The sequence below is a fragment of the Streptomyces sp. NPDC059649 genome (assembly GCF_042734445.1).
Taxonomy (GTDB): domain Bacteria; phylum Actinomycetota; class Actinomycetes; order Streptomycetales; family Streptomycetaceae; genus Streptomyces.
Genome location: NZ_JBHWDV010000053.1, coordinates 1 through 12,455, shown reverse-complemented (window position 1 = coordinate 12,455; position 12,455 = coordinate 1). Strand labels below are relative to the sequence as shown.

Annotated in this window: 10 protein-coding genes; 5 read left to right on the top strand and 5 right to left on the bottom strand. The window is 74.4% G+C overall.

Features of this window, described 5'->3' with window-relative positions:
* Positions 1-1,217 precede the first annotated feature (1,217 nt).
* Together ACFV1J_RS34025 and ACFV1J_RS34020 are read right to left on the bottom strand one after the other, a co-directional pair.
* Positions 1,218-2,231, bottom strand: coding sequence for a nucleoside triphosphate pyrophosphohydrolase (locus tag ACFV1J_RS34025; protein ID WP_385864708.1), 1,014 nt, complete (start codon positions 2,229-2,231; stop codon positions 1,218-1,220).
* Between the two features lie 94 nt (positions 2,232-2,325).
* A complete protein-coding gene (locus tag ACFV1J_RS34020) occupies positions 2,326-2,964 on the bottom strand; it encodes a SurA N-terminal domain-containing protein (protein ID WP_385864705.1) in 639 nt (212 codons plus the stop codon).
* A gap of 274 nt (positions 2,965-3,238) precedes the next feature.
* On the opposite strand from ACFV1J_RS34020, the gene ACFV1J_RS34015 reads away from it, so the two are divergent.
* The 4 genes from ACFV1J_RS34015 to ACFV1J_RS34000 all read left to right on the top strand — a co-directional run bounded on the left by ACFV1J_RS34015 (position 3,239) and on the right by ACFV1J_RS34000 (position 6,440).
* Entirely contained in the window at positions 3,239-3,469 is a 231-nt protein-coding gene (locus tag ACFV1J_RS34015) for an acyl carrier protein (RefSeq protein WP_385864703.1), read from the top strand.
* A 77-nt stretch (positions 3,470-3,546) separates the two neighbouring features.
* A complete protein-coding gene (locus ACFV1J_RS34010) occupies positions 3,547-4,755 on the top strand; it encodes a beta-ketoacyl-[acyl-carrier-protein] synthase family protein (RefSeq protein WP_385864767.1) in 1,209 nt (402 codons plus the stop codon).
* 43 nt (positions 4,756-4,798) lie between these two features.
* Entirely contained in the window at positions 4,799-5,674 is an 876-nt protein-coding gene (locus tag ACFV1J_RS34005; protein WP_385864701.1) for an alpha/beta fold hydrolase, read from the top strand.
* Between the two features lie 97 nt (positions 5,675-5,771).
* Positions 5,772-6,440, top strand: coding sequence for a CatB-related O-acetyltransferase (locus ACFV1J_RS34000; protein WP_385864699.1), 669 nt, complete (start codon positions 5,772-5,774; stop codon positions 6,438-6,440).
* Positions 6,441-6,449: 9 nt separating this feature from the next.
* Here ACFV1J_RS34000 and ACFV1J_RS33995 read toward each other — a convergent pair whose 3' ends face one another.
* The 3 genes from ACFV1J_RS33995 to ACFV1J_RS33985 form a co-directional block, all read right to left on the bottom strand.
* The gene (locus ACFV1J_RS33995; protein ID WP_385864697.1) at positions 6,450-8,234 is read right to left on the bottom strand and encodes a protein kinase; all 1,785 of its coding nucleotides are present in this window, start codon (positions 8,232-8,234) and stop codon (positions 6,450-6,452) included.
* Complete coding sequence (locus ACFV1J_RS33990) at positions 8,231-8,905, bottom strand: hypothetical protein (RefSeq protein WP_385864694.1); 675 nt, start codon at positions 8,903-8,905, stop codon at positions 8,231-8,233. Before ACFV1J_RS33990 ends, ACFV1J_RS33995 begins: the two co-directional genes overlap by 4 nt.
* Positions 8,906-9,222: 317 nt before the next feature.
* Entirely contained in the window at positions 9,223-11,379 is a 2,157-nt protein-coding gene (locus ACFV1J_RS33985) for an N-6 DNA methylase (RefSeq protein WP_385864691.1), read from the bottom strand.
* Between the two features lie 194 nt (positions 11,380-11,573).
* Between ACFV1J_RS33985 and ACFV1J_RS33980 the strand changes: the two genes are divergently transcribed.
* Positions 11,574-12,341: a DUF4190 domain-containing protein gene (locus tag ACFV1J_RS33980; RefSeq protein WP_385864689.1), complete on the top strand. Its 768-nt coding sequence runs from the start codon at positions 11,574-11,576 to the stop codon at positions 12,339-12,341.
* The last annotated feature ends 114 nt before the right edge of the window (positions 12,342-12,455 follow it).

Genomic DNA, 12,455 nt, shown 5'->3' with positions numbered 1-12,455 from the left:
CGCGCGGATGGCGGTCGGCGCGGCGGGCCCGCCACCATTCGTCCCAGAGCAGTGGGCCGAGCGTCAGATAGGCGGCCGCGCCTTCCGGACCGCTGGAACGGAGCGCGTCGACCAGCCGCGGGTCCCCGGCCTGCCTGGCTCGGTGCGCCAGCCGGGCCCGCTCGGCCGGGCTCCACTCGCGGGCCAGCTCGACGACGGTCGCCAGGTCCAGCACCCGGCCGTGCGGGGTGTGCCGGTGCTCGTCGTAGGCGTCCTCGCGCATCGTGGCGAGCACGGTCACGCCCAGCGCGGTCAGCTGGGCCAGCAGCCGCGGCTCCAGACCGCCGCCCCCGCCGCCGGCGTCCCCGAGATGCCCGTCGAGGTCGTCCAGCCAGAGGACGTACCGGTCCGGGCGCCCCTGTAGCAGAGCGGGCAGCCCCCGCAGGTCCGCACCGCGTGCGGGCGCGAACACCCGGAATCCGGCGAGCCCTTGGGTCATCGCCTCCAGCGCGGTACGCGACTTGCCGGCGAACGGCTCGCCGAGCACCAGCACCAGCCCGCCGGCCTTCCGGGCTCGGGTGATCGCCGCGATGAGGGTGTCGTCGCGGTCCCGGAGGACATAGGGCGGCAGCGCCGGGAGGGCCGGGATCCGGTGTGTGGGGCGCACGCCCAGCGCGACCGGGTCGACGTCCTCGGCCCGCGGCCAGCCGTCGGGGTCGGGCAGCGCGCCGTGGTACGGAGTGGTGTGCAGGGTCAGCGAGCTGATGGTGCTCGCCTGGATCAGGCTGGCTTGGTAGCCACCGGTGACGGAGTTGCGCACCGGGGGGCCGGGGTGGCCGTCCGGTCCGGCGCTCCACTCGTCGGTCACCGTGCCGGCCTCCTCTTCGGTCACCTCGCCGGCCCCCTCGTCGGCCCCCTCTTCGGTCAACTCCTCGCAGATCGCCCGGAGTTCGGCGGCGGCCTCGGGATGCTGCGCCAGCAGGCTGCGCAGACTGGCCTGCCAGCGCGCGGTCACCTCGTCCGACGACTCCGGCGTCCCCGACGGCTCGGCCCGCTGTGGCGGCGCAGCGGGGGGCGTATCGGCCGCCGCCCGCCGGAAGAGTTCCGAGACCCTCAGCCGGACGTCCGCCCAGGCGTCCGTCGCCATGGCCTGCACCAGCGCCGTCGCCCCCGACCCCGCCAGCGCCACCAACTCCGCGTCCACACCCGCCCCCTCAACCCGCCGTGTGCCCACGGTACTAAGGGGTACCGCCCTCCGCCGCGCGTACCGCGTCGCGGTAGGCGCGGGCCGCCGCACGGAGCGCCGCCTCGGGGTCGGTGCCCTCCGCCTCGGCGCGGACCGCCATCGCCAGGAGCTCGTACCCGACGCCCCGGCCGGCCGGCAGCGGCACCTCCAGACCCGCCGTACGCACCCGCGACGCCAGCTTCGCCGCCAGGGCCAGGCCCGGCTGGGCCATCGGAACGCCCTCGGTCACCGACTCCCGCTGCTTCTCCACGGCCTTCGTCCGCATCCAGTGCGCCTTGACGTCCTCCGGGGTGGCCGCCTCCGCCTCCCCGAAGACATGCGGATGGCGGTGGATCAGCTTCTCCACGATCGTGCCCGCCACGTCGTCGATGGAGAACGGCTCCTCCGGGTCGTCCTGCGCGATCCGGGCGTGGAAGACGACCTGGAGGAGCACGTCCCCCAGCTCCTCGCGCAGCTCGACCCGGTCGCCGGCCTCGATGGCCTCGACCATCTCGTACGCCTCCTCCAGGCCGTACTTGGCGAGGTCCTGGTGGGTGCGGATGCTGCTCCAGGGGCACTCGGCGCGGATCTGGTCCATGACCTGGACGAGGTCGAGCAGCCGGGCGCCGGGCAGGTCGTAGGAGCCGGGCAGCAGCTCCAGGTCGGGCATGGTCTCGCGGCCGGAGCCGGCCAGCCGGGCCAGCCCGTCGGTGAGCGCGCTCTCGCCCTCCGCCGAGGTCAGCACGACGGCCGTACGGTCCTCGGGCACGCAGTAGTCGACCAGCTCGCGGGCCGTCGGGGCGGCGGTCTCCACCGCGATACCGGCCTCGCGCAGATACGGCAGCTGCGGATGGTCCGGATCGGCGCACAGCACCCGCTCGGCGGCGCGCAGCACCTGCCACGCGGGCCAGGACAGCAGCCCGGGGGCGACCCGGTGGCTGGTGGTGAGCAGGACCAGGCGTCCGGTGCCGGGGCCCTCGGGGCGGGCGGCGGCGCCGGCGTCGGCGGCGGAGGCGTCAGCGTTCACCCATCGAACGTAACGCACGCCACCGACAACCCCACCGGCACCGCCCGGCCCGGCCGGCGGCCGCACCGGTGCACCGCGCCGCCGTCCGCCCGGATCAGGCCTGCTGCCGCACCGGGGTGGCGGCGATCCACGGGTCCTTGGTCTCACCGAGGATGACCTGCCGGTCGTCCCACTTGCCGAAGCGCGGATTGACGTCGATCCCCATCGACCGGGACGTCCGGGCCAGCGACTCGGCCAGTTTCTGCTGGCCCTGCGGCTTGCCGCGGTCCGCGCCGAGGTGCTCGGCGATGCCGTCGAGCAGCAGCTGGTTGCGGACCGTGCCGTCGACCTCGTCGGGGGCGATGCCCTGCTGCAGCCACATCGCCTTCAGCCGCTCCGCGCCACCGGCCCGCTCCTCGGCCCTGTCACGCCACTTCTGGACGTCCTTGCGGGTGACCGTCACCCCGGCGTCCTTCGCGCCGCGCGCCAGCACCTCGTCGAAGATCATGCCGTTGAGCGTGGCCAGGCTGAGCCGGCCGGTATTCATGATCAGTTGGCCGCCCTGCGGGGACTTCGCCTGCGCGGCCCGTACGTCCCGGACCTTCGCCTGCAGCTGGGCGACGGTGATCCGCTTCCCGTCCACGATGGCGGCGGCACCGGGGTGCGCCTCGCTCCCGCAGGCGGCGAGCAGCGGGACCGCGGCCAGCAGAGCGGCGGTGGCGGATACGGAGAGCGCTGTCCTACGGCGGAACACATGGCCTCCCGGCAGATCGTGCGACGGAGTCTCGACCTTGAGTGATCGATGCTATGAAGTCGGCGTGGCCCAGGCCACTGCTTCGGCCAACGATCCGCGCCGAGGTCGGTTTCTGCTCCCCGCCCCCGGCCCCCGCCGGCCGCCCACCCGCTCCGGGCGGTAGGCGGGCCCCGCGGCGTACCGCACGAACGCCGGGCGTGGCGTGACTCAACGGGCGTGTGGGGCGTTGTCCCCATAGTCCGGCGGGCCCCAACCGGTGAGAAAGGTGGCTGGAGTGGACATCGCGGAACAGGTGCGGACCCTGTTGACGACGAAATTCGGAGTGGACCCCCTCTCCATGAGTCCGGAGGTCCCGTTGCGGAAGCTGGGGGTCGACTCGCTGGCGCTGGAGGAACTGCGGCTGCTCATCGAGGACGGTCTCCAGGTCGACCTGGAGGACGTCGACTTGACGCCCCGGGACAGTTACGGCCAGCTGCTGGCGGCCGTGCACGTGGCGGCCGCGTGAGCCGCCCGGGCCGGGACCCCCACCCGGCCCCGGGCCGGTACCCGACCGGCTCCGCGCAGCAGCCGTACGCCGCCGCCGTGACCGGTCTGGGCATGCTGACCGCCGCCGGTGCCGGGGCCGCCGCGAGCTGGCGGGAGATCACCCACGCCATCACCCCGTCCGGGGTGCGCCGGCCCGCCGAACTGCGCGATCTGCCCACGGACTTCATGTACCTCGTCGACGGCCTGGACGTCGAGGAAGCGCTGGACGTGGCCGCCCGCCGCCTGATGGACCGTTTCTCCCAACTGGCCGTGCTGACCGCCCGGGAGGCCGTGGCCGACGCCGGGCTGGACCCCGCCGAGTGGGACGGCGACCGCGTCGCGGTGGTCATCGGCACGGCCAACGGCGGCCTCCCCGCTTACGACGAGCAGCACACCACCCTCCTGGAGCGGGGGCCCCGCCGGGTCTCCCCCATGCTGGCCGCGCTCACCACCGGCAACAACGCGGCGGCGAGCGTCTGCCGCGACCTGGCCGCCCGCGGGCCGAGCCTCGCGGTGAACACCACCTGCGCCTCCGGCACCGACGCCATCGGCCTGGCCCGTCAGCTGCTGCGTGCCGGCATGTGCGACATCGCGCTCGCCGGCGGCGCCGAATCGGCCCGCTCCCGGCTGCTGGTGGCGAGCATGTGCAAGATGAAGGGCCTCTCCACCCGGCGGGACGACCCGGCCGCGGCCTGCCGCCCGTTCGACGCCGACCGGAACGGCTTCGTCCTGGGTGAGGGCGCCGGGCTGCTGGTCCTGGAGCGGCCCGAGCACGCCCGGGCCCGGGGCGCCCGGATCAGGGCCGAGATCACCGGCTACGGCTCGTCCAACGACGCGTACGCGCCGGTCGCCCCGCACCCCGACGGCGCCGGTGCCGAACGCGCGTTGCGCGCCGCGCTGGCCGATGCCGGGGCGGACGCCGCGGACATCGGGCACGTCAACGCGCACGGCACCTCGACCGTGCTGAACGATCTGATCGAGGGCACCATGCTGCGCCGGGTGCTCGGCGAACACCCCCTGGTCACCTCGACCAAAGCCATGACCGGCCACACCCTCGGCGCGGCCGGCGCCATCGAGACCGCGTTCACCGTGCTGGCGGTGCAGCACCAGCTGGTGCCGCCGACGGCGAACCTCGCCTCGCCCGACCCCGACATCCCCGTCGAGGTGGTGGCCAAGGAAGCCCGGCCGGCGCGGCTGGACTGCGCGGTGAAGACCTCACTGGGGTTCGGCGGGCACAACGCCGCCCTGGTCGTCAGCCGCGGGTGAGCCCACCGCCGGTCCCGGCGTGGCACCCACGCGAAGGAGACGCATGACCAACGAAGCGGTCCACGCCCTGAGGGTGGACGGGCTGTCCTACTCCTACCGGCTGGTGCGGCAGCCGGCTCCCCGGACCGAACCGGTCCTGGTACTGGGCGGTGCGCTGCAGGACAAATACGGCTGGCAGCACCTCGACGAGCCACTGTCGCCGCTGGCGAGCCTGATCACCCTGGACCTGCCGGGCTCCGGCGAAGCCGATCCGCTCCGCCCGGACCAGGGGCTGGAAACCATGTGCCGCGCGGTCGAGCACGTCCTCGACGACCTCGGCGTGGCCCGCGTCAACCTCTTCGGCTACTCCTTCGGTTCGGCGATCGCGTTCGCCTTCGCGCAGAGCCGGCCGCACCGGATCGCACGGCTGCTGCTCGGCGGGGTACCGGCGGACATCACCCAGGCCCAGGTGGCCCTGTGGCATCAGGCCAAGGCCCGGATGGTGGCCGGTGAGTTGGAGGAGTTCGTCGACCTGGCGCTGAAATTGTGGCTCTGCCAGGACGAGAGCCGCTTCGTACGCCACCGCAAGCTGGTGCACCGCTACGTCAAACGGCTGATCATGCACGCCCTCACCCACATCCCGCACGGCTTCGCGGTCCTGGACCGCTCCGTCACCGAAGAACGGCCTCCGTTGGGCGGCCTGACCGGCGTGCCCGCGCTGGTCTTCTGCGGTGAGCACGACACGGTGTCCTCGCCCGAGAAGCAGCGGGCGTTCGCGGCGACCATCGAGGACAGCCGCTTCCTGACCATCGCCGAGGCCGACCACTGGGTCGCCCTCGAACGCGCCCAGGCGGTGGTGGATCTGGTCGTCAGGTTCTTCACCGACCAGCCCCTGGACACCGCGGACTACCTGGTCACCTGCGAGCCGGCCGGGCTCTGACAACTCCCGGGCGTCCGGCGGCGAGGTGAGCGATCATGGCCCGCGCGTGGAGTCGCGCCAGGTGCCCCGCGCGGAGTCGTCCGAGGAGTGATGCCCCATGACCGCTGTCCCCGCCGGTGTGCCCGCCGGTGATCCCGCCGACCCGACCGTCCTGCACCCGATGCCCGGCCAGCCCCGGGTCGTCCTGCTGAAGCCGCTGGTCACCTCGCCGCTGATCGAGGTCGGCGACTTCACGTACTACGACGACCCGGACGACCCGACGGCGTTCGAGACCCGCAACGTCCTCTACCACTACGGGCCGGAGAAGCTGGTCATCGGGAAGTTCTGCGCGCTGGGCGAGGGCGTGCGGTTCCTGATGAACGGCGCCAACCACCGCATGGACGGCCCGTCGACGTTCCCGTTCCCCATCATGGGCGGCTCCTGGGCCGCGCACTTCGACCTGATCACCGGGCTGCCGGGCCGCGGTGACACGGTGGTCGGCAACGACGTGTGGTTCGGCTACCGGTCGACGGTGATGCCCGGCGTCCGCATCGGCCACGGCGCGGTCATCGCCTCCGGCTCCGTGGTCGTCGACGACGTCCCCGACTACGCCGTCGTCGGCGGCAACCCGGCCCGCGTCCTCCGCCACCGCTACGCCCCCGAGGACATCGCCCGCCTCCTCGCCGTGGCCTGGTGGGACTGGCCGGTCGACCACCTCACCGCGCATCTGCGCACGATCATGTCGGGCACCCTCGACGACGTGGAGGCAGCGGCCCCGAAGCCGTAGCGCCGGTCCCTAGCCCTGGACCTGGCTCAGCCAGTACAGGGTGCGGCGGAGTTCGGTGGGGAAGGCGTGGTGGGGGCCGTGGAGACGTTCGGCGTCGTAGAGGAGGCGGGAGAGGGCTTCCTGGGCGGCGCCGCGTTCGCCCTGGGCGAGGAGCAGGTGGCCGATGGAGCGCCGGATTTCCAGGGGGCGGAGGGGGTCGTCGGCGTAGTGCTCGAAGTACGGGAGCAGCGCGCGGTACTCCTCCAGGGCCTGGGTGACCTCGCCGAGCTGTTCGAGGCACTGGGCGGCCTCGTAGTGGAACTGGAGGGCCTGGCGGGTGGCGCCGGCGCCGGATTCCTTGGCGTACTCCTCGGCCAGCAGGCGGAGTTCGGGCAGTGCGCGGCGGTACTGGCCGTCGTCCATGAGGGTCGCGGCGTACTGCTTGCGCAGGGTGCGGACGACCGGGGAGTGGGCGCCGTGGCGTTCGGCGGCGGCCGGGAGGATGTTGCCGAGGATGTCCACGGCGTGGGTGATCCGGCCCTGGTCGAGGAGGTTCTTGACCTCGTCGACGGCGGCCGCGACGTCCGGTCCGGTGGCGGGGGGAGACGACGGGGGCGGGGGTGCGGTCGCCAGGGGGGTGGCGGCGGAGGTCCAGGCGCCGGGTGGGCGGGAGGTCAGGGGGGCGCCGGGGGTGCTGGAGGTGCCGGGGGGTGGGACGGCTGCGGGGGTGAGGGGGCCGGATCCGTTCGTGCCCGAGGTCGCGGCGGCCCCCGGCACCGGCGTACCGGAGAGGGCGGACACCCGGGGGTCGGCGGGGCCGGCGGGCGGGGGCGGCGCCGGGACCTGGGGGGTGGCGAGGGCGGTGGGGGTCGGGGCCTGGGAGGAGCGGAGGGGCCAGGGTGCCTGGGGGTGGCGGAAGGGCCGGGTGGGGTCCATGGGGGCGAGGGGTGCGGGCGGGTTCGCCGGGGAGCCCACCGTGGCGGTGGGCAGGAGCGGGGCCAGGGCCTGGTAGACCTCCTGCGCGTCCGCGGGGCGGGCCTGGGGGTCCTTGCGGAGGAGGTGCAGGACGAGGGCTTCGAGGGCCTCGGGCACGTCGGGGCGGAGCTTCCGCACCGGGACGGGCTCCTCGTGGAGGTGGCGGTGGAGCACGCCGAGGGCCGTCGAGCCGGCGAACGGGACCTCGCCGCTGAGGAGTTCGTGCAGCAGCACCCCCAGCGCGTACAGGTCGGTGTACGGGCCGACGGCTCCGCCCATGGCCTGCTCGGGGGCCATGTAGGCGGGGCTGCCGATCGGCGAGCCGGTGTGCGTGAGGCGGGTGGTGTCGGTGTCCAGCGCGGAGGCGATACCGAGGTCGAGGACGACCAGGGAACCGTCCGGGCGGATCATGACGTTACGGGGTTTGAGGTCGCGGTGCACGATCGGCACCGCGTGCACGGAGGCGAGCACGGCGCAGAGCTGGGCGGCGACCGAGACCGCCCAGGGCCAGGGGTAGGGGTCGTGCTCGGCGAGGTGGTCGGAGAGGTCGGCGCCCTCGACGTACTGCATGACCAGATAGAGGTCCTCGCCGTCGCTGCCGGCGTCGTGGACGGTGACCAGCCCGGGGTGGTCGACCTGTGCGGTGACCCGGCACTCGCGGACGAAGCGGCGCCGCATCTCCTCGCCGTCGGGGGTGCCGGCCACCCGGTCGGGGCGCAGCAGTTTGACGCCGACCCGGCGGTCCAGCCGGCGGTCGTAGCCGATCCAGACCTGGCCCATCCCGCCCTGCCCGAGCAGCGCGGAGAGTTCGTAACGGTCGCCGATGACCCGGCCGTTCACCGTCCTTCCTCCTTGCGGAGGTAGTCGCTGAGTTCGTCGAGTTCGGCCCGTACCCGGTCGATGCGCTGCGGCTGCGGACGCTCCTGGGGCGCGGGCGCGGGGAGGTACGAGGCGGGCGCGGGGTGGTGGCCGGGCGCCGGCGGCGGGGGCAGCCGGGTCTCGGTCATGGCGTACGGGTTGGCCGGGCGGGCGCCCTGGTACGGCTGGGTCTCCCGGGTGTGGAAGGCAGCCGGTGCGGCCGGCTGCGGCGGGCCGTAGGGGTGCGCGAGGGGCGGCATCCCGGGGACACCGGGGGCGCCCGGGACGCCCGGCCAGGCCGCGGGGGCGGGGCCGGCGTCGGCGGTGCGCCGTACGCGGGTGTCGACGACGAGGTAGTAGGCCACGGCCGCGGCGATCTGCATCAGCAGCAGGCCCACCCCGACGTTGGTGCGCCAGTCCGTCTCGGCGTAGCTGGTGATCAGCACACAGGCGCCGATGACCGCCACCAGGTCCCCGCCGAACAGCCACCAGCCCAGCTGCCCGCGCTGCACGATCGCGGCCCGCAGCATCGGCACCCAGGCCAGCAGCCCCAGGCTGAGCACCGCGGTGGCCACGAACACCACCCGGAGCAGGATGACCGTCCCCTGCGCCGGCGGACGGTGCGGGGGGTGGGCCGGGACGGGGCCGTGCATCACTGCTCCTGACGGATCGGTTCGTGGCCGGTGGGGCCGTGCTGACACGGCGGCCTGGCACGCCGGCGGTGGTGCGCCCAGCACCGCACGTGCCTTGCGAGCGTATATACGACACCGGGCGCGTGTGCGGGGTTGTACGGAATGGACCGGGCGATGTGCCGGCCCCATTCTGCGGCCCCGGGCGGGCCGGGGACCGCCCCAGGTCCCGCCGTTCCACCGGTCCGTCCGCTATGCCTGATCCGTCCGTCGGCCGGGGGGGCACTCGCTGCCGGACGAGCAACCGCGGTCCGGTCCGACGCGCCCCGACCGGCCGTCCGTCACTCCGGCGTGACCGACCCGTCCGTCAGCCCGTCGTAGAGGCCCTGCACCAGCTGTTCGCCGAGCCGGGTGGCCTGGCGCAGGGTGCTTTCGAAGGTGGCCAGGTCGCTGAACCGGCGGCCGTAGCGGCGCTGTTCGGCCAGCGGGAGCCGGGGCAGCTGGAGGCGGCGTACGTCGAGCCGGGTGGCGGTGGAGGCGTAGCTGCTGGCCTGACGGTTGTTGGCGGTGCCGCGCAGGAAACCGGCGAGGAACCACGGGTCGAGGGCGGCCGGGTCGGGCCGCAGCAGGGTGAGGTTGCGGCCGAGGGCGGCGCCGGCGGTGGCCGCGTCGACGACCCGGGCGATGGCGCCGCCGCCGAGGACCGGGACGACGACGTCGCCCTCGCGGATCAGGACGGGTTCCTCGGCGGGCCCGGAGGCGGGGGCCTCGGGCAGGGCGCCGGAGGGGGCGCCGCCGGCGATGACGTCGTGGTCCATGAGGACCGGGGGCGCGCCGTGGGCCGGTGCGGTGCCGGGGCCGCCGGTGCGCAGCACCAGGGCGCCGGAGCGGGCGAGTTCGCCGACGGTGGTCAGCGGCCAGCGGGCCGGTCCGGCGTCGGCGTCGGCGGGCCGCGGGGTGAGCTGGGTGGTCCGCACGAGGGTTTCGGTCAGCCGGTCGTGCACCTCGGCGAGTGCGGCCGGGCCGCCGGCCGCGGCGGGCGGCGGGAGGTGCCGGGCCGGGGCGAGGTCGACGTCGTCGTCGAGGAGGTCGATGGCGGCCAGCGAGCGCCGGACGCCGGGCCGTTCCTCGATGCCGCCGTCGCGGTCGAAGGCCTGCCAGGCCTCGACGGCGGTGTCCCGGACGGTCTGCCAGTCGGTCCGGTCACGGCCGGTGGCGGCGCCGGCGGCCGGGCCGGTGGCGGGGCCCGCGGTGTCGACGACGAGGAGTTGCGGGGTGGGCGGGGTGGCGCCGCCGGGCTTGCGCAGCACCCACAGGTGCAGCGGGACGCCGTTGGGCGGGGCGGCGCCGGCCGGCAGCGCGATGACCGCGCGCAGCGCGCCGCGGCGCAGCAGGTCGGCGCGGATCCGGCGGCCGGAGCGGCGGGACGCGGCGGCGGGCGGCATCAGCACGACGGCGGTGCCGCCCTCGCGCAGCCGGGCCAGGGCGTGCTGGACCCAGGCGAGTTCGGATTCGGTACGGGCCGGGAAGCCGTACTCCCAGCGGGGGTCGTAGGCGAGTTCGTCGTGGCCCCAGTTGCGTTCGTTGAACGGCGGGTGGACCAGCACGGCGTCCGCGGCGAGTTCGGGGAAGGCGTCGGCGCGCAGGGTGTCCGCGGCGCGCACCCGGACCTCGGCGTCGGGGGCGCCGAGGGCGAGGCGGAGCGCGGTGAGCGCGGCGAGGTCGGGGTCGGACTCCTGGCCGTGGAGGGTGACGGGGGTGCCGGCGGTCTCGTCGGCGGTGCGCTCCCGGGCGGCGGCGAGCAGCGCGCCGGCGCCGCAGGCCGGGTCGAGGACGGTGGTCAACGGGCCCGCGACGGCGGCGAGTTCGGCCATCAGCGCGGCCGGGCCCGGCGGGGTGAGGGTGTACTGCCGGGGGTTGGCGTCGAGGTGGCGGCCGAGCAGGAACGCGTACGCCTCGGGGGCGCCGTCCACGGCCGCGAGCTCGCCGGTGGAGCGGACGAGCGCGGCGGAGGGGGCGAGCGCCTCGCGGGTGAGGCCGCGGACGGGGTGGCCGGGGCCGAGCCGGGCGACGAGCACGGAGTCGAGCATCGCGGGCAGCACGCCGGTCAGCTCGGTGTCGTCGGCGGCGCCGCGCAGTTGCTTCCAGGCGGCGGGCCGGTCGTGGGCGAGCAGCAGGACGGCGCCGGCCTGGCGGAGCGCGGCGGCGGCGCCCGCGGGGTGTCCGACGAGCTGTTGCCAGACCCGCTCGCGCAGCGGGACCTCGGCGAGTTTGCCCTGGTCGCGCAGCCATTGCTCGATGTCGCTGAGGGCGAAGGCGGGGCTGGTCTCGGTGCCGCCGACGGGCTTGGGGAAGTCGGCGTGGCGGCGCCGCCAGTTGCTGACCGCGGCCCGGCCGACGCCGGCGAGCCGGGCGATGCCGGCGGCGGTCACCTCGGTCGGGCGGCCGTCCGCCCCCTGGTCCGCTGACGCGTTGTGCCGCACCTGGCTGACTCCCATTCCGTGAACCCCCGACCTCCTGTGACCCCCGACGCTGTGTCGGCCAGCATACCCATCCGTCAAGATTCTCCCCCTTCACAGCGTGAACCAATCCTCTTCTCTGATTCATGTTGACTCGGTTCACAGCCTCTGCTGTTATTGACCCATCACCGCAACGGTCTTCGAATCAACCAGCCCGGAAGGGGCTCCTACGCATGTCCCAGCAGATGCACTACCAGCCCGCCCCGCAGGGGCACGCCGCCCCGCAGCAGGCCCGTAACGGACTCGGCATCGCCGCCCTGATCCTCGGCATCATCGGCGCGCTCAGCGGCATCCCGATGATCCTCTTCTGGCTGGCCGGGCCCCTGGGCATCCTGGCCCTGATCTTCGGCCTGGTGGGCATGAGCCGGGCCAAGAAGGGCCAGGCCACCAACAAGGGCGTGGCGATCACCGGCACGATCCTGGGCGCCCTCTCGATCATCCTCGCGGTCGTCGGGGTCATCGTCACCCTGATGGCGGTCAACAAGGCCGTCGACGAGGTGCACAAGGAGTTCGACAAGCAGTCGGGCAGCAGCAGCAACATCAAGGACCTCGGCGCGGGTGCCGCGGCGAAGTACAACAACGGCCTCGAGGTGTCCGTCTCGAAGCCGACCCCGTACACCGTCGACAAGAACACCCTCATCAGCGGCCACACCGAGGGCAACAAGGCGTGGAAGGTCACCGTCACCCTCAAGAACACCGGCAGCAAGGCGGCCACCAACCCCCTCATGACGACCGAGGCGGAGGCCGACGGCAAGAAGGCCGAGGAGGTCGACGACGACAAGCACGGCATCCTGCACCACGACTGGGAGAAGCAGCTCGACCCCAACGAGTCCGACAGCGTGGAGATGGTCTTCGACGCCCCGCCGACCGCGAAGCAGCTCGACATCAAGATCACGCCGGACCTGCTGCTCGACCCGGCGAACTGGAAGCTGGCGCTCTGACGCCACGGGGTCCCGCCCCTTCCTCCCCCTCCCGGGGCCGCCCCGCGCGCCCCGGCCCGGCGCCCGCCGCGGCGGCCCCCCGCCCCCCCGCCCCCCGCCCCCAAACACAAAAAC

What these genes read in the sequence shown, in the direction of transcription:
- ACFV1J_RS34005 (WP_385864701.1), top strand. Translation starts at nt 4,799, where the DNA reads ATGACCAACGAAGCGGTCCACGCCCTGAGGGTGGACGGGCTGTCCTAC.
- ACFV1J_RS34000 (WP_385864699.1), top strand. Translation starts at nt 5,772, where the DNA reads ATGACCGCTGTCCCCGCCGGTGTGCCCGCCGGTGATCCCGCCGACCCG.
- ACFV1J_RS33990 (WP_385864694.1), bottom strand. Translation starts at nt 8,905, where the DNA reads ATGCACGGCCCCGTCCCGGCCCACCCCCCGCACCGTCCGCCGGCGCAG.
- ACFV1J_RS33985 (WP_385864691.1), bottom strand. Translation starts at nt 11,379, where the DNA reads ATGGGAGTCAGCCAGGTGCGGCACAACGCGTCAGCGGACCAGGGGGCG.
- ACFV1J_RS33980 (WP_385864689.1), top strand. Translation starts at nt 11,574, where the DNA reads ATGTCCCAGCAGATGCACTACCAGCCCGCCCCGCAGGGGCACGCCGCC.